The organism is Chryseobacterium piperi (genome assembly GCF_002285635.2).
GTDB classification, from domain to species: domain Bacteria; phylum Bacteroidota; class Bacteroidia; order Flavobacteriales; family Weeksellaceae; genus Chryseobacterium; species Chryseobacterium piperi.
Genome location: NZ_CP023049.2, coordinates 2280996 through 2303784, shown reverse-complemented (window position 1 = coordinate 2303784; position 22789 = coordinate 2280996). Strand labels below are relative to the sequence as shown.

19 protein-coding genes are annotated in these 22789 nt (G+C 34.4%); 14 read left to right on the top strand and 5 right to left on the bottom strand.

All coding sequences use genetic code 11. The annotated features are described in order from the left end of the window. Positions 1–46 precede the first annotated feature (46 nt). The 5 genes from porL to CJF12_RS09965 all read left to right on the top strand — a co-directional run bounded on the left by porL (position 47) and on the right by CJF12_RS09965 (position 4772). On the top strand, positions 47–742 hold the full coding sequence (porL, locus tag CJF12_RS09985) for a type IX secretion system motor protein PorL/GldL (RefSeq protein WP_034682103.1): 696 nt from the start codon (positions 47–49) through the stop codon (positions 740–742). Between the two features lie 48 nt (positions 743–790). After that, positions 791–2383, top strand: coding sequence for a type IX secretion system motor protein PorM/GldM (gene porM / locus CJF12_RS09980; RefSeq protein WP_034682101.1), 1593 nt, complete (start codon positions 791–793; stop codon positions 2381–2383). Between the two features lie 23 nt (positions 2384–2406). Next, positions 2407–3345 carry a type IX secretion system ring subunit PorN/GldN gene (gene porN, locus CJF12_RS09975; protein WP_034682100.1) on the top strand — a complete coding sequence of 313 codons (939 nt, stop codon included), beginning with the start codon at positions 2407–2409 and terminating at the stop codon, positions 3343–3345. A gap of 54 nt (positions 3346–3399) precedes the next feature. Next, positions 3400–4434 (top strand): NAD(P)/FAD-dependent oxidoreductase, encoded by a 1035-nt coding sequence (locus CJF12_RS09970; protein WP_034682097.1) that lies wholly within the window; start codon positions 3400–3402, stop codon positions 4432–4434. Positions 4435–4517: 83 nt separating this feature from the next. Next, on the top strand, positions 4518–4772 hold the full coding sequence (locus CJF12_RS09965; protein WP_034682093.1) for a SemiSWEET transporter: 255 nt from the start codon (positions 4518–4520) through the stop codon (positions 4770–4772). A 61-nt stretch (positions 4773–4833) separates the two neighbouring features. Here the strand turns inward: CJF12_RS09965 and CJF12_RS09960 are convergent, their stop codons facing one another. After that, positions 4834–5268: an META domain-containing protein gene (locus CJF12_RS09960; protein WP_034682092.1), complete on the bottom strand. Its 435-nt coding sequence runs from the start codon at positions 5266–5268 to the stop codon at positions 4834–4836. Positions 5269–5304: 36 nt separating this feature from the next. Beyond that, positions 5305–5700, bottom strand: coding sequence for a hypothetical protein (locus CJF12_RS09955; RefSeq protein WP_034682089.1), 396 nt, complete (start codon positions 5698–5700; stop codon positions 5305–5307). 388 nt (positions 5701–6088) lie between these two features. On the opposite strand from CJF12_RS09955, the gene CJF12_RS09950 reads away from it, so the two are divergent. From CJF12_RS09950 to CJF12_RS09935, 4 genes are all read left to right on the top strand, one after another. Then, positions 6089–6457 (top strand): hypothetical protein, encoded by a 369-nt coding sequence (locus CJF12_RS09950; protein WP_228379062.1) that lies wholly within the window; start codon positions 6089–6091, stop codon positions 6455–6457. A 143-nt stretch (positions 6458–6600) separates the two neighbouring features. Beyond that, positions 6601–7683 (top strand): efflux RND transporter periplasmic adaptor subunit, encoded by a 1083-nt coding sequence (locus CJF12_RS09945; protein ID WP_034682084.1) that lies wholly within the window; start codon positions 6601–6603, stop codon positions 7681–7683. Between the two features lie 22 nt (positions 7684–7705). Continuing rightward, positions 7706–10897 carry an efflux RND transporter permease subunit gene (locus CJF12_RS09940; RefSeq protein ID WP_034682083.1) on the top strand — a complete coding sequence of 1064 codons (3192 nt, stop codon included), beginning with the start codon at positions 7706–7708 and terminating at the stop codon, positions 10895–10897. Beyond that, positions 10869–12326, top strand: a complete 1458-nt coding sequence (locus tag CJF12_RS09935) for a TolC family protein (RefSeq protein WP_034682082.1) — start codon at positions 10869–10871, stop codon at positions 12324–12326. Before CJF12_RS09940 ends, CJF12_RS09935 begins: the two co-directional genes overlap by 29 nt. Positions 12327–12577: 251 nt before the next feature. Here the strand turns inward: CJF12_RS09935 and CJF12_RS19915 are convergent, their stop codons facing one another. Continuing rightward, positions 12578–12805, bottom strand: a complete 228-nt coding sequence (locus CJF12_RS19915) for a hypothetical protein (RefSeq protein WP_131329495.1) — start codon at positions 12803–12805, stop codon at positions 12578–12580. Between the two features lie 373 nt (positions 12806–13178). Here CJF12_RS19915 and CJF12_RS09930 point away from each other — a divergent pair, with 373 nt between their 5' ends. The 3 genes from CJF12_RS09930 to CJF12_RS09920 all read left to right on the top strand — a co-directional run bounded on the left by CJF12_RS09930 (position 13179) and on the right by CJF12_RS09920 (position 17311). Beyond that, complete coding sequence (locus tag CJF12_RS09930) at positions 13179–14813, top strand: helix-turn-helix domain-containing protein (RefSeq protein ID WP_084675599.1); 1635 nt, start codon at positions 13179–13181, stop codon at positions 14811–14813. A gap of 97 nt (positions 14814–14910) precedes the next feature. Then, positions 14911–16443, top strand: coding sequence for a M20/M25/M40 family metallo-hydrolase (locus CJF12_RS09925; protein WP_034682081.1), 1533 nt, complete (start codon positions 14911–14913; stop codon positions 16441–16443). Between the two features lie 166 nt (positions 16444–16609). Further along, a complete protein-coding gene (locus tag CJF12_RS09920) occupies positions 16610–17311 on the top strand; it encodes a hypothetical protein (RefSeq protein ID WP_034682080.1) in 702 nt (233 codons plus the stop codon). An 85-nt stretch (positions 17312–17396) separates the two neighbouring features. Here the strand turns inward: CJF12_RS09920 and CJF12_RS09915 are convergent, their stop codons facing one another. Together CJF12_RS09915 and CJF12_RS09910 are read right to left on the bottom strand one after the other, a co-directional pair. Continuing rightward, a complete protein-coding gene (locus CJF12_RS09915; protein ID WP_034682077.1) occupies positions 17397–18527 on the bottom strand; it encodes a DUF4861 family protein in 1131 nt (376 codons plus the stop codon). Positions 18528–18537: 10 nt separating this feature from the next. Further along, complete coding sequence (locus CJF12_RS09910; RefSeq protein WP_228379059.1) at positions 18538–19650, bottom strand: glycoside hydrolase family 88 protein; 1113 nt, start codon at positions 19648–19650, stop codon at positions 18538–18540. A 396-nt stretch (positions 19651–20046) separates the two neighbouring features. On the opposite strand from CJF12_RS09910, the gene CJF12_RS09905 reads away from it, so the two are divergent. Together CJF12_RS09905 and CJF12_RS09900 are read left to right on the top strand one after the other, a co-directional pair. Beyond that, a complete protein-coding gene (locus CJF12_RS09905; protein ID WP_131329493.1) occupies positions 20047–20778 on the top strand; it encodes a hypothetical protein in 732 nt (243 codons plus the stop codon). 391 nt (positions 20779–21169) lie between these two features. After that, positions 21170–22786 carry a serine hydrolase gene (locus CJF12_RS09900; RefSeq protein WP_034682073.1) on the top strand — a complete coding sequence of 539 codons (1617 nt, stop codon included), beginning with the start codon at positions 21170–21172 and terminating at the stop codon, positions 22784–22786. Positions 22787–22789 lie beyond the last annotated feature (3 nt).

Here is a 22789-nt window from a genome sequence, read left to right as displayed (position 1 = left end):
ATTTTTCAATACCATTTACTTTTAATCATTAAAAAAACTAACTTATATGTTTAAGACTAAAGATGCTTGGATGAATTTCTTTTATTCATTCGGTGCTGCAATTGTAATTCTTGGAGCTTGGCTTAAGATTACTCACATTAATATTGGACCAATCACTGGTAATGTTGCTCTTACAGTTGGGCTTATTACCGAAGCTATTATTTTCATTATTTTCGCTTTTGACCCTCCAAAATCTGAAGAGTCTTATGCATGGGAAAATGTATATCCTGAGTTATTAGATAAACATGCTAATCCAAACCCTTTACATTCTAATGTTTCTTCAAGAAATAATGCAGCTGCTCAATTTGCAGAATTAGAAAACACGCTTTCTACAAAATTGGATAAAATGTTGCAGGATGCTAAATTAGATGTTCAACTATTTGAAAGATTAAGAACAGGAATTGATAAATTTTCGAACTCTGTAGATCAGATCAACCAAACGGTAGATGTTTCTGCTTCTACTCATAAATATAATGACCAACTTAATAAAGCTGCTCAGCACATGGAAAGTATGAATGCTTTGTATACAATGCAGTTGGAGAACGGTAAGAGACAATCAGAGTTTGCTAACAAATATGTAGCAGATATGCAAAAATCTGCTGAACATTCAGAAAAATTCAATCAAGAATTACAAGGTTTAACATCTAACTTAAATAACTTAAACAGAGTTTATGGTGGTATGTTAACTGCTATGAAGTCTTAATTTCCAAACCATTTCTAAATAAATTTTTAATCCAAAACAAAGAAAAGAATGGCACAAGGAAAACAGACTCCACGTCAGAAGATGATCAACCTTATGTATTTGGTGTTCATCGCTATGATGGCCCTCAATATTGATGCAGAAATCATCAGATCCTATTATGACTCAACTAAAGCTCTCAATGAAACCAGAACTTTAACAGAAAGAAAAAACGAGAAAATTTTTGAAAGAACTCTTGAAGCCAAAGCACAGCAAGTACCTGATACTTATGCACAGCCTTGGGAGCAATATAAAGTTTTAAAAGGTAAAATTGACGCATTAGTCAACTCTGCTCAAGGTATTAAGACTGAACTTAAAAAGCAGTCAGACTTTCATGATAAGGATCCTAAAACAGGAAAAGATGTTGATGTGAGTGAAAACTTTGCAGCTCTTAATAATAATGATGCAACAACAAAATATTTCTTCAAAGATGGAGATGAAAATGCACCTTCAAAAGGAGCTTTAGATTTGAAGTTTAGAATTGATGATGTAAGAAATTATATTGTTACTACTTTCGGAAATAATGCTCAGCTAAAGGATTTAGTTGAAAGAGCCAATAAATCTCTGATTGCTGAATATCCAAAAGGAAAATCACCTAATGAGAAGACTTGGTTTCAGAATAAATTCTATCATCAACCGTTAATCGCAGCGGTGTCTAATCTGGAAATTATCCAGAATGATGCTAGAAATGTACAATCTGATGCTTTAGCATTGTTACTTCAGGAAAAAGTGGATGCTAGTATTAAATTCAGCAGCTATGAGCCAATTGTTTCAGGGCCTGTTGATATTCAGGCTGGTAAGCAAGCTGAAGTTAAAGTAATGCTAGGAACGTATTCTAATAGTAATAAAATCAATATTACTGGTGTAAGCAAAGTAGAGAATGGAAAAGGTATTATTCCTATTTCAGGAAATGGTATTGGAGAGCATACTTTAAAAGGAATGATTACTTTAACAGATGCTTCTGGAAAACCAGAAACTTTCCCTTGGACTCATACGTATAATGTTATTGCAGGACCAAGAGAAGTAAAACTTGAAAAAGGATTGCTACTTTCTGCGGATAAAATGAATGTAATGTACAGAGGATTGGAAAACCCGGTTTCGGGAGCTATCTTAGGTGCTGATAATTCAAGACTATCATTATCTGCTCCGGGCGCTGTTGTAAAAGGAACTGGTCCAGGAAAATGGACAGTGACACCTTCTACAGGAACTACGGTTAAAATGACATTATCAGGAACAGATCCTAATGGTAAAACTGTTTCTCAGGTATTTGAATACAGAATTAAGAATGTTCCTCCTCCACAAGGTCAAATGAGAGGTCAAACGGTATTGAATATTCCTGCTACTTCGATTCCAAATCAGATGGTACAGGCTGCATTACCAGACTTTGACTTCCCGGTATCATTCACTGTTAATCAGTTTATGGTTAAAGTACCTGGTAAGGCTGCATTATTAATCAAAGGAAATAGTCTTGACGAAGCTGCCGGATTAGTTAAAAATCTTAGAACAGGTGATGTCGTTTATGTTTTCGATATTAAAGCAACCGCTACAGGATTAGGAAATCAAACATTGAAAAATATTTCTCCTGTTGTAATCAATGTTCAGTAATTTTAATAAGTTAAAATAATATTATGAAAAAATATATAAGCACTTTTTTAGTATTAGTTTCGGGATTTGCTTTTTCCCAAACTATTCTGAATGCTTCCTCTCCGGAAGAATTCAGACAAATGAGAGCTGAAAATAAACAAAAAGTTGGGGACACGATCATCGATAAAACTGTAAAGCCTTTGGAGTATGGTTTTGTAGAAGATAAAGATATCTTGAAAAGTATGTTCGTTTGGGAGATCATTGATATGAACGACAAGATTAATCAGCCGTTGTATTATGATAATCCGGATGGTTTACTAGCTACTCAGACGAGATCTTTATACCAATTATTATTGGATGCTGCATTGACGGGTAAGATTGAGCAGGTATATAACGATGAAAACTTTGTAGACAGACTTTCTCCTGAAGGAATTCAAAAGAGATTGGAAAGTGTAAGAGTTTCTGATGCTGCTATTGATATCCTGAACTCTGGAAGACAATTAACTGACCAGGAGAAGAAAGAATATACAGATATCTTTAAAACCACAACTGATAAAGTTAAGGTTCTTAAAATTATGGGAATGTGGTTTATTGATAAAAGAGATGGTCAAATGAAGTACAGACCATTAGGTATTGCTGCTATGGGACCTGACCCTGCTGTACAAGGAAGAACAGGACCGGACGGGCAGCCTTTGGCAGGTGCTAATGAGCTTATCGACCTTTTCTGGATCTACTATCCAAGTGCAAGAGAAATATTAGCTAACAATTTTGTGTATAACAGAAAAAACTCTTCTGCTGATTTATCTTTTGATGATATCATTAATGCGAGACGATTCTCGTCTATCATTTACAAATCTTCAAATGGTTTGGGAGATGGTACAATCAAGGATTATATTCCAAGAAATGCTGATGAGCAGATAGAAGAAAGCGATAGAATTAAAGCGCAGATTCTTGAAATGGAAAATGATATGTGGAATTATTAGATTTCACTTGATATTTATACAAAACCTGAGTACTTTTACTCAGGTTTTTTTATTATGGAAAATGTAGATTATATTATTGTAGGAGATGGATATGCCAGTCTTTTTTTTGCACATCAGTTAATTAAGAATAACAAATCTTTTTTAATATTTTCTGAGAGACGAAGAGGGGCTTCACAGGTGTCGGCGGGAATTATCAATCCGGTAGTTCTTAAAAAGTTTACCACATTCTGGCTTGCGCAGGACCAGATCGATTTTCTGAAAATTACGCTTGAGGAGATAAAATCCTATACCGGTAAGAATTATTTAATTGACGCTCCGATTCATCGTGTTTTTCATGATGAAAATGAGCAGAATCTATGGCTTAAAAAGTCAGATAATGCTGATCTTTCCGGTTTTTTAAATAAAGAATTCCAACATCTGGAAGGGGTTACTAATCCTTTTAATACGGGAAAAGTAAACCAATCGGCGAGACTGGATGTTAGTCAATTTTTCACTGATTTTTTCCATTATTTTCAATCAAATAGTCAGCTAATAAGCGAGAAGTTTGATTACAGCCAATTGAACATATCGGAGTCTGTTTATAAAGACATTTCTTTTAAACATATTATATTTTGTGAAGGAATGGGAGTAAAGGATAATCCCTATTTTTCTGATATTCCTGTACAACCCAATAAAGGACATCATATAAGAGTAAAGCTTTCAGAGCCTGTTCAGGAAAATGTCACCATTAAAAAGAAGCATTTTTTATTCCCTTTACATAATGGGCTTTATTTTTATGGGGGAACTTATGACAGGGAACAACTGCATCATCATATCGATGATTCTGCGGTAGAGCAATTGGTTAAAGGATTATCAGAAGTATATCCTTATGACTTTGAGGTAAGTGAAGTCAATTTTGGATTTAGGCCTACGGTAAAAGATAGAAGGCCTATTATCGGAAGACATTCTGAACATCATAATTTATATGTTTTTAATGGGTTAGGGGCCCGGGGAATTTTAAATGGGTGCTATTTTTCGAACCGTTTATTCCAGTTCATCGAGGAGAGTATTTCTTTACCTGAAGAGGTTTTGTTAACAAGATTTAAGTAAATAATAGCTTTGTGTTTTTGTTTTAATTTAATTTTCTATTGTTTGGTGAAAATTATTAACTTCAAGAATGCGAATTAAATAAAATGAATGAAAATATTCTTGGAATTGTTGCAGGTGTACTGACTTCTGTATCTATGATTCCACAGTTGATAAAAGTTTTGAAAGAGAAAAATGTAGATGATATCTCTTGGGTAATGCTCCTGGTACTTATATCAGGTCTATCATTATGGGTATGGTATGGGATTGTTAAGGATGAGCTTCCTATTATTTTATCGAATTCTTTTGCTGTTTGTATGAATATCAGTCTTCTCATTTGCTATACTATTTATAAGAAATAAGAGTTTTTCTAAAAAAAGACGCCTATCATCAGATAGACGTCTTTTTTATTGTGTTTACATTTTATTTTTGCAATACAAACTTTGCTAATGGGGCCATTTTCCCTTTGTTAAGTGTCAATGTATTTCCATTAACTGAATAATTATCCGCAGCAAGTAGGGCCTTTGTAAATAGTTGTTCTGTTTCCAGATCTTCACAAGCCATCATTGTAGACATTCCCTGATTGAATTTTATACGCATGATGTCCTGTTTGATCTCAAAGGTACCTCCTACACCGTTGCAACCAGCATTTCCGGAATATCTCATGTCAGTTGTATTCAGTGAAAAGTAAGGATTGTGTTTAGGATCCTTAAGCTGTATGGGACGTCCGTTAATTTCTGAAAGCTTCCAGGTCTTTCCGGTAATATCATTAGTAGCCTGGTGAACAGGTTTGGTTGTACAACATACAAGAAGTACCAAGATTGAAAGCCCTAATAAATAGGTGTGTATATTTTTCATAGTTATAGTTTTAAATGTTAAATCTGAGTTTTTTATTTAATAGGAAGCCATTTTACTGGGCGAGGAATCTTTTTTTTGAGCTTTGTGATGGAATAAAACTACATCAACATTTCTTTTCAGGAAAGTAATATTTCCTTTAATATTAGAATACTGGTATTCTGAGTTAGATGCCGTGTAATTAGGTAAATCTTTGTTTTTTTTCAACTCATAAGATTTACCAGCCAAATGGATAATGGCCGTATTATCAGTGTTGTTGATGGTGACTTCTATTTTGTCACCGTAGCTATCTGTAAAAACATCTTTAGTAATTTCATCAGTCGTTTCTACAGGGTTATTGGCAACAATTTCAGGCTCATCTTTTGCTGAGCTTTTACATGCTGTTACTGATGCAACAGCCAGGATAATGAGGAATGAGGGAACTATTTTTTTCATAATTGTAAATGATTAAGTGTTTCATTGGTTAATGTTTATAATCGGTAAAATTACGATTTTTTTAGCTAATATTTGTTAATTTTTTATAAATTAATTAAATATTCATACTTGTTCTAATTAAATAAATGGGTTTTCGGAATGGTATTTTTACGTTTTCCACTAATATTCCCTAAACTGAGAAATATTTTCGTTGTATGTACTATCCGTTTTTAGCTCATGAAAAAATAATAAATCGTGTAAAAGTCTTACCCTACCTTATTTTGTTTTTCATTTATATCATGATGGATTTATGCTCAGAATATTTAAAGGAGAGTTAAATTTTGTTAATCTATATAATAATATTCAAATCTAAGCTTACCTTTGCCACTTCGAAATGAGAAACTATATAGTGTATTTTTTGACGAGTTTATTTCTGCTTTTTATAGTGGAAAGTAAAATCAATGTCAAAACATTGCAAAACCATTATCCGGTTTCCAATAACCTTCCTAAAAAAGCAAACCGCTTAAACCAGACCTACGAGAAACTGTCAGTTCAGCAAATGGCTGATGATTTAGGGAATTTCTCTCTGGAACTTACTGAAGATGATTTTCAATTATCTGATACCGTGCAGAATGCTATTCTGTTTGTAAGTGTTTTTAGCCTGGTCTACTTTTTTGGATTATTTAATTATAAACGTGTAAAGGCAGTCATCCCGGATTCCGTTTGTAATTATCGTTCTGTTAAAAAATTCATTCTAATACGTTCTATTAGAATTTAAACTTCTTTTTTACTCATATTATTCTGCTCTTATGATAGAGCGGAACATCTGTGCGTTGTGTATGCTGGTACCATCATAACGATCCACTTTAGTACCATTCTATTCTATTAAACATTAACGATTTATATAATTTAAAAATTATGATGAAAAGAGCTGCCTCAAGCATAGCGCTAAGCACACTCTTGTTCTTTGTTGGCTGTAACAACAAAAAAGAAGAAAAAGAAGAAGTCACAACGTATCCGGTTACTTCTCCAGTAAAAATGGATACGGTGATCAATAAAGAATATGTTACTCAGATTCAATCGGTAAAAAATATTGAAATTCGGGCTCAGGAAAAAGGTTTTTTGGAAAAGATCTATGTAGATGAAGGCCAATATGTTCATGCAGGACAAACTTTATTCCGCATTATGCCTCAGCTATACCAGGCTGAGCTCATGAAATCTAAAGCGGAAGTAGAACAGGCCAATATTGAATTGAAAAATGCTAGTACATTGGCTAACAATAACATTGTTTCCAAGAATGAAAAAGCAATGGCAAAAGCTAAACTGGATGCTGCGAATGCAGAGATGAGATTAGCGCAGATCCATTTATCATTTACAGATATTAAAGCTCCTTTCTCTGGAATCATTAACAGGATTCCTTTGAAGTTGGGAAGCCTAGTAGATGAAGGAGATTTGCTAACAAGTCTGTCTGATAATACCAATGTGTATACTTATTTTAATGTTTCAGAACCTGAATATCTGAATCACCAGACTCATGCTGCTGACAGAGGAAGTAACCAGGTGACTTTAATTATGGCGAATGGAGATGCTCTTCCTCAAAAAGGAGAAATCCAGACCATTGAAGGGGAATTTGATAATGAAACCGGAAACATTGCTTTTCGGGCTAAATTTCCTAATCCGGATAAACTGTTGAGAAATGGAGAAACCGGAAAAGTAAGAATGACACTGCCACTTAGAAATGCATTAATCATCCCACAAAAAGCAACCTATGAAATTCAGGATCAAAAATATGTATTTGTTATTGATAACAAGGGAGTGGCTAAGTCTAAAAATATAAAAGTAGCTTATGAACTTCCCGACTTATATGTGATTGCATCAGGACTGTCTCAGGGAGATAAAATACTATTGGAAGGAGTTCAGAAGGTAAAAGATGACCAAAAAGTAAAAGTGAGATTCCAGGATCCGAGAAAAGTAATTCAATCATTGAAATTAAAAGCAGAGTAGTCTACACTTAAAATGAAGTTGTATGTTTAAGAAATTCATTCGCAGACCTGTTCTGTCTATAGTAATCTCATTGATTATTGTATTTTTAGGAGTTCTGTCACTGGTCAAATTGCCGGTTACTCAATTTCCTTCTATTTCTCCACCTAAAGTAAATATTACTGCAGAATATCCGGGAGCTAATAACGAATTGCTCATAAAATCCGTAGTTATCCCTCTGGAAAGAGGTTTGAACGGGGTTCCGGGTATGAAGTACATGACTTCTGACGCTGGAAATGATGGTGAAGCTTCCATTCAGGTTGTTTTTGATCTGGGGACGGATCCGAATGTTGCAGCGGTTAACGTTCAGAACCGTGTATCTTCTGTAGTTAATAAACTACCTCCTCTGGTAGTTCGTGAAGGAGTTAAAATTACCAGGGAAGAGCCTAATATGTTAATGTACATCAACCTGTACAGTGATGATCCGAAAGCGGATCAGAAGTTCCTTTTCAATTATGCGGATATCAACGTAATGTCTGAATTGAGAAGGGTAAGCGGAGTAGGTTTTGCTGATATTTTAGGAACCCGTGAATATGCTATGCGTATCTGGTTAAAACCTGATCGATTAACAGCTTATAATATTTCAGCAGATGAAGTAATGGAAGCTTTGAATCAGCAGAGTTTGGAAGCTTCTCCGGGCAAAACCGGTGAAAGTTCAGGAAAGCGTTCTCAATCATTTGAATATATTCTGAAATATCCCGGTCGTTTTAATAATGAGAAAGATTACGGAAATATCATTCTGAAAGCGAAATCTGCCGGAGAGTTTGTAAGATTAAAAGATGTGGCGGATATAGAATTTGGAAGTTCGATGTATGATATTTACTCAACATTGAATGGTAAGCCGTCTGCTGCAATTACTGTAAAACAATCTTATGGTTCTAATGCCAGCGATGTAATCAAGAATGTAAAAACATTGATGGATGATCTTCAGAAAAATACATTTCCTAAGGGGATGCATTATGATATCAGCTATGATGTTTCCAGGTTCCTGGATGCATCCATTGAAAAAGTGGTTCACACCTTGTTTGAAGCATTTATTCTGGTAGCTATTGTAGTATTTCTGTTCTTAGGAGACTGGCGTTCTACATTGATTCCTGCTCTGGCAGTTCCGGTTTCATTAGTAGGAACATTTTTCGTCATGTCTGCCTTTGGAATTACGCTAAATATGATTTCTCTTTTTGCCCTCGTTATGGCAATCGGTGTTGTGGTAGATGATGCGATTGTTGTTATTGAGGCTGTTCACGCCAAGATGGAAGAGAAAAATTTATCACCGCTGAAGGCTACAGAAGAAGCGATGCATGAGATTAGTGGTGCGATTATCGCGATCACATTGGTAATGGCGTCCGTATTTATTCCTATTGCATTTATGTCCGGACCTGTTGGGGTTTTTTACCGTCAGTTTTCCATTACGATGGCTTCTGCAATTATTCTTTCAGGGGTAGTAGCGCTTACACTGACTCCGGCATTATGTGCCTTAATATTAAAGAATAACCATGGAAAGGCTAAAAAGAAAACTCCGGTAACCTTGTTTCTGGATAAGTTCAATGCTCTTTTCACTAAAGGGGCGGGTAAATACGAAAAGTTACTGAATAAGACTGTGACTAAGAAGATGATTACATTGCCTTTGTTATTGGCATTTTGTTTATGTACCTTCTTTTTAAGCAACTCTCTTCCTTCAGGATTTATTCCGAGTGAAGATCAGGGAATGATCTATGCAATTATCCAAACGCCACCGGGATCTACCTTAGAAAGGACCAATCAGATTGCAAAAGAACTTTTACGTGAATCTGAAGGGATTGACGGAGTACAATCGGTTTCTTCACTGGCAGGATATGAGATTTTGACAGAAGGAACGGGATCCAATTCAGGAACCTGTCTGATCAATCTTAAGAGTTGGGAAGACCGTAAAGAATCAGCTGCCGAAATTATTGAAAAGCTGGAAGAAAAAGCTAAAAATATTCCGGGAGCGAATATAGAATTTTTTCAACCTCCTTCAATTCCGGGATATGGTGCTGCCGGTGGTTTTGAACTCCGTTTATTGGATAAAGCAGGAAGTGGAGATTATCATAAAATGGAACAGGTAAGTAATGACTTTGTACGGGAACTGAAAAAACGTCCTGAGCTAGGTTCTGCATTTACTTTTTATTCAGCAAGTTTCCCACAATATATGCTAAAAGTAGATAATGATCTGGCAGAGCAAAAAGGAGTTACAATTGAAAGTGCGATGGATAACCTATCGACATTAATCGGTTCAAATTACGAGACCAGCTTTATTCGTTTTGACAGACCTTATAAAGTAATTGTTCAGGCTGGACCACAGTATCGTGCCTTACCAAGTGATTTACTGAAACTGTATGTAAAAAATGATAAGGATCAAATGGTTCCATATTCTGATTTCATGAGACTTGAAAAAGTATATGGTTTATCTGAGATCACAAGGCATAATATGTATAATTCTGCGGAAGTAAGTGGAACGCCTGCACCGGGTTATAGTAGTGGTCAGGCAATCAAGGCTATTCAGGAAGTAGCAGATAAAACGCTTCCAAGAGGATTTGGAATCGACTGGGCAGGGATTTCAAAAGACGAAGTAAGCCGTGGGAACGAAGCTGTATTTATATTTTTGGTATGTCTGGGGTTTGTTTACCTGATTCTTTCTGCACAATATGAAAGTTTCATTCTTCCATTACCGGTTATCCTTTCATTACCAACGGGGATTTTTGGAGCCTTTTTATGTTTAAAACTTCTAGGTCTTGAAAATAACATCTATGCTCAGGTAGCTATGGTAATGTTGATCGGACTTCTAGGGAAAAATGCTGTATTAATTGTAGAATTTGCAGTACAGAAAAAAGCAGAAGAAGGAATTCCGGTAGTGAAAGCCGCGATAGAAGGTGCTGCTATTCGTTTCCGTCCGATTTTGATGACTTCATTTGCATTTATTGCCGGGTTAATTCCATTAGTAATGGCGACGGGACCGGGGGCAGTTGGAAACAGGACCATAGGAACTGCAGCAGCAGGAGGGATGCTGATCGGTACTATTTTCGGGTTGATGATCATTCCGGGACTATACTACATCTTCGGAACGATTGCAGAAAAATCCAGACTGGCGAGATATGAAGAAGAAAATCCCTTAACAGAACAAACTGAACCTTATGAACATGATGGCAAATTTGAAGATTAAACCAATTATTACAGCTATTGTCGTATCGCTTGTTCTGGCAAGCTGCAAAGCACCAATGGCTACTGTTATAAAAGACGAGGTAAAAGAAAGTGTACCTCAAAATTTTGGAGAAAATGAAGCGCAGGATGCTAATACCAATAGTGGAACAACGCCGTGGCGACAATTTTTTACTGATCCTAACCTTGTAAGTTTAATTGAGATTGCTCTGAAAAATAATCAGGAGCTGATGATTACTCTACAAGAAATTGAAATTGCAAAAAGTGGAGTTCTGTATAAAAAAGGAAAGTTAAGCCCAATTGTTGCAGCAAAATTAGGAGCCGGTGTGAATAAAGCCGGCCGTTACACCAGTGAAGGGGCTGGTGATGCCACTACACAGATCGAACCCGGAAGAGAGATGCCTGACCCACTTGGGAATTTTGAAGGCGGATTAATGGCTAACTGGGAGATTGATATCTGGAAAAAACTAAGAACGGAAAAAGAGTCTGCAGTCGCTCATTATCTTTCGACAGTAGAAGGAAAAAACTTTGTTCTTTCTAACCTTATTGAAGAAGTAGCGGATAGTTATTATGAATTGTTGTCCATTGATAATCAATTGGATATTATTCAGCAATATATTAAGCTGCAGGAGAAAGCATTGGAAATATCTAAAATACAAAAGCAGGCAGCGGCAACTACGGAATTAGCCGTGAAGAAGTTCGAAGCAGAATTGGCTAAATCTAAAGCGACAGAATATACCATCCGTCAGCAGATTACTGAAAAAGAAAACGGAATCAACGCATTATTAGGAAGGTTCCCGCAGTCGATTGTAAGAACGAAAGAAAGCTTTATGTCAACGATTCCACAGACTGTGTATACTGGAATTCCTTCACAATTACTGGCTAATCGTCCGGATATTAAACAGGCTGAATTGGAATTGAAGTCTGCAAAGCTAGATGTTGAGGCCGCGAGAAAGGAATTTTATCCTTCTCTGGAAATTTCAGCAACATTAGGCTTAGAAGCATTTAAACCTTCCTATTTGGTAAAAATGCCTGAGTCTATTGCTTATAATATGGCAGGAGAATTGGCTGGGCCGCTTATTAATAAAACAGCTATTAAAGCTAATTTTCAGACGGCGGATGCTAAACAGATCCAGGCATTATATGAATATGATAAAACAATTTTGAATGCCTATCTGGATGTTGCCAATCTGATGTCAAAAGTGAAAAATATAGATCAGTATTATCAGCTAAAATCGCAGGAAACAAAAGCACTGGATGAATCTATTGATATTGCTAATCAATTATTTAGAAATTCAAGAGCAGATTATCTTGAGGTACTTTTAAATCAAAGAGATGCTTTAGATGCCAAGATGGAATTGGTGGAAGCTAAACAAAAACAACTGAGTACGGTTGTTGATATTTATAAGAGCTTAGGCGGAGGCTGGAAGTGATTATAAATCCTTAATGTTTTTTTTAATAGAAGGGAGGCTGCCATTGGTAGCCTCTTTTTTTATGAAAATTTTATTCCGATTAATTGATATTGATCTTTTAATTACTTTTCACGGAAGTTTTTGAAGATAAATCAAAAGAGCCCAGTAAACTGGGCCCTTTGCAATTTACCTGCATTAATAGCAACTAAATTATATATAAACATGGTTGTTAGTTCGTCATAATTAGGTACAAAATACCTGCTTTTTTGGCATTAATTTTGTGTCTTCCAGTGCGTTCCATTTTTCACAGGCGGATCTGATTCATTAAGATCCATGGAAACACTAGCTTTTGATTGATAGCTGTTATTTACTTTACTAATAGAACTGGTTTCTGTTTTTTGAAAATCACTTTCATCATCTTGTCTGCAAGATCCCAACATCGTTGAGATTGCTAATAAAGCTACTATTGAAAATGTTTTTAATGAGATAATCTTTTTCATAAATTTTCAGAGTTAAAGGTTATCCCGGCCAGGTTTATTGTTCAGAATTCTGACTCCGAAATTATAGGCATAATATGATATAAAAAAACATATGTGGTCATTATTCGGAAATTGAGACGTCCTAATTCATGAATTAGGACTATTTTAATATGTTGATGATCAGGTATTTAAACTTGTATTTTCGAATTATGGAACTGTGAATAATAATTCATTATAGTTTGACAGAGTTTAAATGATTTTATGTATTTTTGATACAGAAATGTTCCCTCTATAATCATTAAATGTGATCAAAAAACTGATTTTTATATTCTCTTTAGTAATTTTTAAACTTTTCTTTTCCCAGGAAGGATACAGTGAGTATTACAAATTGAGGATGAAATACGAAAATTTTGAAGAAAATGATACCAATGCATTTCCTTATGTTCAATCGTATGTTAGTAAAGCTAAAGATGAGAAGGACTACGAGAAGTTGGTTCAGGGATATAAGGATGGGGTCTTTTATTCATCATCAAATGAAAGAAAGCTGGCTTATGCGGATAGCATGATAGAAGCTGCAAAATTATCTGAAAATAAAGATTTAGTAAGCAGTGCATATATTGAAAAGGGCGTTATTTATTATTATCATTATAAAAGATACCAGGCCGCACTTAATGAATATCTTTTGGCGTATGAGTATTCAAAAGACACTAAAAATGATTTTTTGAGATTCCAGAATTTATATCATATAGGGGTTGTAAAAAGTTATTTGGGATATTACGAAGAGGCATCTGATCTTTTTAAGCAGTGTATCGCTTACTACCTTCCTAAAGCAAAATCGAATCTTCATCCTAATGAGATTTACAATAATAAAAAAGGATATCTCAATAGCTTAAGACAGTTGATTGTCTGCTATCAGAATTTAGGAAAGATAAAAGAAGCAGATTCTGCCATACAAAAAGGGCTTGAGGAAACAAGGGATAATGCTGATTACGCTCAGGAAAAAGGATATTTCCTTCTATCCAAAGGGATTTCAGATTATAAAAAAAATGAATTTCAATTAGCGGCCGATTTTTTGGAACGTTCAATAGAGCCTATTAAAAAAAGCGGGGATTTTGCCTGGCTTTCCGTGAACTATTTTTATATAGGCAAAAGTTATCTTGGCCTGAAAAATGATAAAGAATCAATTAATTATTTTAGAAAGGTAGATTCAATCTTTCAAAAGCATCAATTTATCCTTCCTGAACTAAGGGGGAATTATGAAATTTTAATCAATCATTTTAAACAGAGAGATGATGAAAAGCAACAATTATATTATACAAGCCAGCTATTAAAAGCAGATAGTGTCATCGCAAAAGATTTTGTCTACCTGTCGCCGAGAATTCATAAAGAATATGATACTAAGACTTTATTAGAAGAAAAAAAAGAATTAGAAAAAGCAAATTCCTGGGGAACCTTTATTATCGTGGGGTTAATTATATTGGCAATAGCGTTAACTATTCTGTTAATTGTAAGGTACAGAAAAGAAAAAGATATCCAGAAGAAGTACCTGTTGCTGGAAGAAAGATTTGCAGTACAACACAGCTTAACGGCTGAAAAGCCTTTCCCAATTGTAGAAGAAAAAAAATCTGGACTGGACGAAGGAAAAGTAGAAGAATTGCTGAGAAAATTAAAATCATTTGAAGATAAAAAAGAATTTATCCAAAAAGGGCTTACCATTAATAAGTTGGCCAGCCAGTTGGGAACCAATTCCAATTACCTTTCTCAGGTCATTAATGATTGTAAAGGGATGAATTTTAATAAATATCTCAGTGAATTGAGAATCAATTATATCACTGTGTTGCTATTCGAAAATAAAGAATATCTTAAATACAGGATTGAAACATTGGCTAAGGAATGCGGAATTGCTTCAAGACAAAATTTTTCAGATTTGTTTTACGAAATTAATGGTATACGCCCAACTGATTTTGTAAGAAAAAGAAAACAGGAACTGGATAGTAAGAATAATTTTTCAGGATTAAACCCGGCATAAAAGGTTTTTTTACATAGATTTTTATTTTGGAATTTTTTAATAGAGATATGTTTATTATATTTATTATTGAAAATTACCATGTAAAAATACAATCACCATGAAAAGAATTCTTTTAATTATCCTGGGTATCTTAATTATTTTAGCCGCTGTATTGCTGATCAGAACTTTTACTTATCCTTTCAAGAAAAATGAACAAGGATCACAGGCTGACGTAAAATGGGTGAAAGATAATGCTGCTGTTCAAAGATTATCAGATGGAATTAAAATTCCTACAGTATCAGCAGGTGATCTCGGTAATTTTGATTATGCTCCGTTTGATCAATTTAAAGAATATCTTAAGAACTCCTATCCCTTAATCTACCAAAACACGGAAAATTACGAAATCAATAAGTACGGTCTGGTTTTCAGACTAAAAGGGAGTAATGCAGCTCTTGAACCTATTGTTTTTCTTTCACATATGGATGTTGTCGCTCCTGGTGATGCTGATGTCAAAAATAAAGAAGAGGGTATTTTCAGACCTGATGATAAAGCACTGCCCGCGGTAAAGAAAGTAGCTGAAGATTGGGATTTTGCCCCTTTTTCCGGAGCAGTTGCCGATGGCAGAATTTATGGAAGAGGATCAATAGACATGAAGGGGATGTTATTTTCTTTAATGGAATCTATGACCAATATGATAAAAAGCGGATCTATTCCTCAACGGGATATTTATCTGGCATTTGGATTTGATGAGGAAGTAGGTGGAAGAAAGGGAGCCATGCAGATCGCCCAGTTTTTTAAGAAAAAAGGATTAAAGTTTGATGCGGTATATGATGAAGGAGGGCTGATATTAGAAAAAGGGAGTATCAAAGGGATTGATTCTGATGTTGCGGTGATAGGCTGTGCCGAAAAAGGATTTCTTTCAGCTAAAATAAAAGTAAAAGGTTTGGGGGGACACTCTTCCATGCCTCCGATGCAAAGTGCTATTGGTAAAGCTGCAGTTATTATGCAGCGGTTAGAAGAAGATCAGATGAAGCCAAAGATTACACCTCTTATAAAAGAGTTTTTTGATAATATTGGTGGAACAATGCCTTTTGTAAACAGGCTTGCTATTTCCAATCAATGGCTTTTAAAATCTGTATTACTTTCCCAGTTGGCTAAAAATAATTCTACTAATGCATTAATACGTTCAACGACAGCCCTTACGATGATGAAAGGTAGCGATGGAACGAATGTGCTTTCTCCGGAAGTTGAGTTTGTTGTTAATTTCAGACTTCTTTCAGGAGATTCTGTTAAAGATATCAGAGAACATATCAAAAAAGCAACAAAAGGTTTTGATGTTGAAGTTGAAGAAATTGATAATACAAGGGAAGCATCTGCTGTATCACCTACAAATGTTAAGGCATACCAATTAATTCAGCAGGGGATCAAACAAATTTACCCGAATGCGGTTACGACACCCTATCTTACAATGGCTGGAACAGATGCTTATAAATACCAAATTGTAAGTAAGAATATCTACAGATTTATGCCAATAAAGATCACTGATGCAGAAAAACAGAGTATTCACAGTACTAATGAATATATCAGTATAGAAAACTATATGAAAATGATTCTTTACTTTGAGTATATAATGAGGAATTATGATAAGTAATAAGTAATAAGTAATAAGTAATGAGATGGTGTTATCATTCATCCTTACACTGGATTCTTTTCTAATCTTTAAATTTTTTAATCATTCAATCTTTCAATAAATAAAAATAACACGTCGAGTTTTGTCGCATTACTGAAATAGCTTTGTCTCATCAAAATATAAAGCTATGGAATTCCCGTTTTACTTAAATTATAAAGATTTTGTTACGCATTATTACGATAACCTTGAAAAATGGTTTGAAGAGTATCACAATACCAGTGAAACTGATTTTCTGAAAAATGTGGCAGATATATATCGTCCATATTTGTATTATAATTTTGCAAATGACAGAATTCAGGCTGATGCTTCTATTCGAATCAAAAATTGTTTTTTCCCTTATTATGAAAAAATAGGTTTATCTTTTTGTACAAGTTGCGATAATGGAAAAAGGCAGAAGGACAATAAAAGCAGTATGAATCATGTTTTTGAATGGAAAAGCATTACCATGATGGAATATGCCCAGCATGTTCTGGATAAAATTAATCGTCATTTTATCAAAAATGAGATGTCTCCAAAAAGCGAAAATATTCTTGATTATATCAATAATTATGAAATTATTACTTCTAAAGAAGGAGCTGGTTATTGTGTGAATTATAATCTGCATCAGCGGACAATCTCCTTTTTAAAAGCGTATTTGCCTTGCTATGGACAGACTGTTGATATTGCAGTATACAGGGATTTTATATTTTCTGTTGCTCAAATTGCGGATTTTATCGATCAGAAATTAAGATCTGTGCACTCCATAGAAAATACGATTTATAGTAAGCTAAAATCAGATGCGAGATTCAAAGTGCAAATGAGCCATCAGTTTCTTACAATGTGTAATTAATACGACAAAAGACACCAGAACATTCATTATAACTCAATTATGGTTCGATTAATATTTTGCTATTTTTCGAACAGGTAAATCCTGGTCATTGATCAGGATTTTGTTTTTTGTACTTAGAGATTTGGATAGGATATTTTAGCTTTAAAGAAAACTCCTGTAGATATTTTTGCCAATCTTTTTGAGAGGTGATTTCTCCTGGCTGATTCCATACAGCACCGGCATAGAAAACAACAGGTTGTTTATTTTTTAAGTTGATTTCCGAGCCCAAGTGTTTTTGTTTATCCACAATAGGATAATCTGTATTAGGGAAAAGAATCGCGGTCCCAACAATTCCACTTTTTGAATTTTCAGGCCAGTAAACAGCTAAGTGGTTATCCTGGTCCAATGTTTTTTCACCTTTGCCATTCCAGTGAACAATACCTGCAAAGACAGGAAGTGTTTTTCTACCTGAAAATTGATAGGTAACTACTGATTTGTTAAGTTGAGAACCTGCGTCCAGACTAAGTCTTTTGACGGCCATAATTTCATAACCATCTTTTTTTACCTCAGAATAGCTAAGCTCAAATGTAAAGCGAAGTGGTCCCTCTTCTATAATTTTATAGGACATGTAGTTACCAAGATACACAAAATTTTCATTGATGAAAGGTAGAATGTCGCCTGCTCCTAAAGTATTTCCAACCTGAAAAAAGTCTAAGCCATCCCCATTATCCTGGTGATAATTATTACGTTTATACCATTCGTTGATCACCATTCTATTGGATCTTTTAGCCCAGGCATCCATTCCCCAACCATTTTGTTCAGGAACTTTTTCCAATTCTTTACCATACATACGGAAGGCAATCTTATCATTTTCCCAGGCAAAATCTCCCAAACGTTCCGGGACAAATCTTCCATACACTTTAGACGCGAAAGATTTTGATGGTGTCTGATAAAACTCTATTTTTTTTGTTTCCCTAGTATTAAAATCTTCCTGAATAAGAAGGTTTCCATTCGCAAGCCATTGGTAGGGAATTTCATTTTTTGTAGAAACTTCAGTAATACTGAAATTTTTACCAGAAAGTACCTTCACTTTATGATAAGGAATCTCTACAGATTGTAAATTTCGCGAAATACTTAAACTATTTTTAAGCTCCAGTTTCAATAATAGAGTGGGTTGTTGGGCATCAAACAATGACGTTATACCTATCATTATCAGGCCCCATCGGATAATTTTCATTAATTTCAATTTATAAATACCAGTCTTTATATCTTTTCAATGCTTCCAGAAAATAATAATCTGCATAAATAAGAGGAACATCAATTTCTGAATTAAGAGGGAGTCCTCCTGTGCTGTGTTTCAGAAGAAATCCTCCGTTTTCTCCCGGTTGTGCCTGATATTGCTCTCCAGATAAATTTACAAGTATTTGCTGGGCATTATATACATATTCTTCCTTTTCTTCTGTTTTTACATATTGTCCCAATTCTAATAATGCAGAGGCTATAATGGCCGCAGCAGAAGCATCATGTGGAACGTCTGGGATTTTTGGATCATTGAAGTCCCAATATGGAATTTTATCCTTTGGTAGAGTCGGATTATTTAAGATAAATTTTGCAATATGGCGAGCTTGGTTTAAATACTTTTCATCTTTTGTAAACCGGTACATCATCGTGTAGCCATACAATGCCCATCCTTGCCCTCTTGCCCATGCAGACGAATCAGAATAACCTTGAAAAGTTTTCTTTCCTAAAACCTCACCCGTATTTATGTTGTAATCAATCACATGATAAGAACTGTAGTCAGAACGGAAATGATTTTTTATCGTGGTATTGGCATGGGCGATGGCTATTTCTTCGGTCTTTTTATTCCCGCCATTTTTTGCTGCCCATATCAGCATCTCAAGATTCATCATATTATCAATGATCACCGGACCTTTGAAATCTGCCATTTTATCCCAAGACAAAATAGCTTGCATTCCGGGTTTGAATCTCGTAGATAGAGACTCTGCAGAAGTGATGATAATTTCTTTATAAGCAGGGTCTTTTGTAATTCTGTATGCGTTACCAAAGCTAGTGAACATCATAAAACCAAGATCATGGTCTTTTGTAAATGTTTTATTTGGCTCTATTATTCTTAAAACCCGTTCCGCTTCTCTTTTTATTTCCGGATCGTTAGTCTGTTCGTAAATTAACCATAATGAACCAGGATAAAACCCCGAACACCACCAGGTAATATCTCTAGTACTAACTTTCTGCGTAGAAGCGTTATAAGATTGTGGCATTTTATCCGGTGGAATAGATTTCATCAGATATTTGTATTGCTTATCTGCAAATTCAAATTCATCCCGAATAAGTTTTGACATTTTTTTCTTGTCACTTTGTGCCGCCGAAATGACATAAATGAAACTAAAAGTAGCAACAGCTATTTTTTGTAAAATCATAGATGGTAAGAGTTCTGGTATACAATTTAATTAAATTTTGTGAAATTGCTTAAAAATTTACTTCTAAAAAAGGAGTGGATAATGTGTTTTTGTATTCTATATAAGTGAAATAATCAATAGAAAAGATGTTAGTCTATTATCTTTTTTTATAATGAATTTCAGATGATTTTTTTTCATATCTTTGAGTATATCATTGATATTATTCTTATTAAGATATAGAGCAGTTGAATTAGGTTGTACTACAATTTGTTTTTTTTTCATTCAAGTTATTTGTCATTAAATCATAATAATATATTAATCTTAAATACCAATCAAATTATGAAAAAATCAATTATTTTCTACTGTTTATGTTTATCAGTATCCTATTATTCGCAAGTTGGAATTGGAACAACCAATCCTCAGGCCGTTTTACATGTTGATGGTGCAAAGGATAATGCTGCTACTGGTGCACCAACCGCTGCTCAAGAGGCAAACGATTTTGTAGTAACTGCTACCGGGAATGTAGGTATTGGTAATGCCAGTCCTCAAAGATCGTTGGATGTGGATGCTAAGAATCAAAGTCTTCGAATTCGGAATCTTATCAGACAAGTACCTGCCAGTTATGATATACTGACAAGAGATTTGACTACCAGTGATGTAGTTGCAACTTCTTATAGCTATACTGAAAGTGTAACAGTAGCTCCCGCAGCGAGTGCAACAGTAACCGTACCTTCAACCGTGAATATAGCGACGGGTCTTTTCATTGTAAAATCTACAAATGGATGTGCAAGATCTATGATTACAACCTTTGTATATAATGGTTTGTCTCTGGGATATGTATCGGGAGTTGCAAGGGATAAAATAGGGAATCCAACAATTGCCCCTATTGCTCCTTCTGCTAATACTTCCGGAACATGGAGTGTAGTTTTTCCTAATATTACCAACTGTGGAGATGGAGGGACAGGTACGCAATTTGACTTTACTGTTATGAAAACAACCGCTGATTCGTATACTATTACTAATAATGGGAATGTGGCTAAAACGTACCAATTAACGGTCAGCCGTTTATAAGATACTTGTGTAAATATATTATTTACAATATTGAAATATTAAAAATAAAGCACTGATTTTCAGTGTTTTATTTTTTAGAGAAGGAGGAAGTCACTCACGATTCAGAAATGCAGTTTTTGTTTGAACTTATGATGAACAGGGAAATAAAAATAGTATTACAGATAAAAGATGCAGCTTCAGCTACATCTTTTTTCATTTTGAAGATATTACACAGCTAAATTTTCTCATTGAAATTCAGAGAGTCCCTAATGGATGTAAATCAAGTTTTGTTTGGTGCTTTGAAATTCATTAATATTGCTTGAAATATTCAAAATGTACACACTGTCTGTATTTTTTGAGTTGCCTATAATTTTATCCAAACAAACTATACATATCAACGATAACAAAAATTATGAAACACCTTTTAGTCGCTTTGCTTTTAATTTTCGCAGGTAATTCTGTTTATTCCCAAAAGAGCAGACAAATAGATGAATTATTAACTACCTACGAAAAAGCCTATCAGTTCAATGGTTCCGTACTAGTTGCTGAAAAAGGAAAGATAATTTTTGAAAAAAGTTATGGATATAGAAATGCTCCCAAAAAAGAAAATAATACAAACAATAGTTTATATCGTATTTATTCTACCACAAAAATTTTCACGGCCGCAGTTATTCTAAAATTGGAACAACAAGGTAAGCTCTCCCTAGATGATAAACTTTCAAAGTATTATCCCAAATTTCCAAAAGGAGATAGTATTACCATAAAAAATATGTTATCACATACTTCCGGAATTCCACAGGAAGCAGAGGGGTCTGAATATACTGTAAACGAAGAAACTTTATTAAAATGCCTTACTAGAAAACCTTTGGATTTTTCTCCAGGTAAAGGTTGGAATTATTCCAATTCAAACTATTATTTATTGGGCTATATCATCAAAAAAGTAACAGGCATAGAATATGACCAAGCTATTGAAGAGTTTATTTTGAAACCTTTAAAAATGACTCATAGTGGCTTTCATTTCAACCAATTGGAAAATGAGAATAAAGCGTTTGGTTATGAATTTATGTCAGGAGAAAATTCTAATGAAGCGCTACGTTTTAAAACAGACCATCCTTTTGCAGCAGGAGCAATGTATTCTACCGTTGAGGATTTGTATAAATTTAGTGAAGCATTTTATAAGGGACAGATTTTAGAAGCAAATGTGGTTAAAAATATGTACACTCCTTATTTAAACGAGCGCTATGGTTTTGGGCAGGAAATTTATAAGACACCAAATTTGGATAAAGTTTTAGTTGGTCATAGTGGAGGTGGTCCTGGTTATAGATGTAGGTTTATAAGAGATGTAGAACAGGATATTGCAATAATTGTATTAATAAATTCCGAGATGATTCCCGGTGACAAAATCAGTGAAGATATTACAAGTATTGTATATAACAAACCTTATAAGAAAACTACAATTGGTAAAGTAAATAAAGAAGATTTATATGGTATTGAAGGAATATATTCTTCACCTGAGGCGACTTTTTATGTAAATATTATTGATGGAATGGTTATAATCAATGGAGATATTATTCCGAGAATACCACTGAACCCTGTTACAAAAACGTTCTATAAAATTTACGAAAACAATACTTTTAATTTTAATACTGATCAAACAGGAAAAGTAAAATCCATTACAGTAAGTAATCCTATGGGTGTGAAGAATGCTGAAAAAATATCTAATACTTTTCCTTGGGGAATTATAGGCAATGCAACACCAAGTGGTTGGGACGGAAAAGACATTATCTTACAAACAAGAAAAGATAATCCCGATTTTTATTATCTCAAAAATTATAAATTAAAAACTGGAGAATTAAGATTTAGATTAAATAGTGATTGGGGTAACAGTTTGGCTTTAAACAATGATGATGAAAGTTTATGCTATGATGGCTACAACATCAATATTAAAGAAGATGGGTTTTATGACATTGTATTAGACATGACAATTAAAAGTAAACCAAAATATAGTATCAAGCTTTCCGATCAATAAAAA

What these genes read in the sequence shown, in the direction of transcription:
- porL (WP_034682103.1), top strand. Translation starts at nt 47, where the DNA reads ATGTTTAAGACTAAAGATGCTTGGATGAATTTCTTTTATTCATTCGGT.
- porM (WP_034682101.1), top strand. Translation starts at nt 791, where the DNA reads ATGGCACAAGGAAAACAGACTCCACGTCAGAAGATGATCAACCTTATG.
- porN (WP_034682100.1), top strand. Translation starts at nt 2,407, where the DNA reads ATGAAAAAATATATAAGCACTTTTTTAGTATTAGTTTCGGGATTTGCT.
- CJF12_RS09970 (WP_034682097.1), top strand. Translation starts at nt 3,400, where the DNA reads ATGGAAAATGTAGATTATATTATTGTAGGAGATGGATATGCCAGTCTT.
- CJF12_RS09965 (WP_034682093.1), top strand. Translation starts at nt 4,518, where the DNA reads ATGAATGAAAATATTCTTGGAATTGTTGCAGGTGTACTGACTTCTGTA.
- CJF12_RS09960 (WP_034682092.1), bottom strand. Translation starts at nt 5,268, where the DNA reads ATGAAAAATATACACACCTATTTATTAGGGCTTTCAATCTTGGTACTT.
- CJF12_RS09955 (WP_034682089.1), bottom strand. Translation starts at nt 5,700, where the DNA reads ATGAAAAAAATAGTTCCCTCATTCCTCATTATCCTGGCTGTTGCATCA.
- CJF12_RS09945 (WP_034682084.1), top strand. Translation starts at nt 6,601, where the DNA reads ATGAAAAGAGCTGCCTCAAGCATAGCGCTAAGCACACTCTTGTTCTTT.
- CJF12_RS09940 (WP_034682083.1), top strand. Translation starts at nt 7,706, where the DNA reads ATGTTTAAGAAATTCATTCGCAGACCTGTTCTGTCTATAGTAATCTCA.
- CJF12_RS09935 (WP_034682082.1), top strand. Translation starts at nt 10,869, where the DNA reads ATGAACATGATGGCAAATTTGAAGATTAAACCAATTATTACAGCTATT.
- CJF12_RS19915 (WP_131329495.1), bottom strand. Translation starts at nt 12,805, where the DNA reads ATGAAAAAGATTATCTCATTAAAAACATTTTCAATAGTAGCTTTATTA.
- CJF12_RS09930 (WP_084675599.1), top strand. Translation starts at nt 13,179, where the DNA reads ATGAAATACGAAAATTTTGAAGAAAATGATACCAATGCATTTCCTTAT.
- CJF12_RS09925 (WP_034682081.1), top strand. Translation starts at nt 14,911, where the DNA reads ATGAAAAGAATTCTTTTAATTATCCTGGGTATCTTAATTATTTTAGCC.
- CJF12_RS09920 (WP_034682080.1), top strand. Translation starts at nt 16,610, where the DNA reads ATGGAATTCCCGTTTTACTTAAATTATAAAGATTTTGTTACGCATTAT.
- CJF12_RS09915 (WP_034682077.1), bottom strand. Translation starts at nt 18,527, where the DNA reads ATGAAAATTATCCGATGGGGCCTGATAATGATAGGTATAACGTCATTG.
- CJF12_RS09910 (WP_228379059.1), bottom strand. Translation starts at nt 19,650, where the DNA reads ATGTCAAAACTTATTCGGGATGAATTTGAATTTGCAGATAAGCAATAC.
- CJF12_RS09905 (WP_131329493.1), top strand. Translation starts at nt 20,047, where the DNA reads ATGAAAAAATCAATTATTTTCTACTGTTTATGTTTATCAGTATCCTAT.
- CJF12_RS09900 (WP_034682073.1), top strand. Translation starts at nt 21,170, where the DNA reads ATGAAACACCTTTTAGTCGCTTTGCTTTTAATTTTCGCAGGTAATTCT.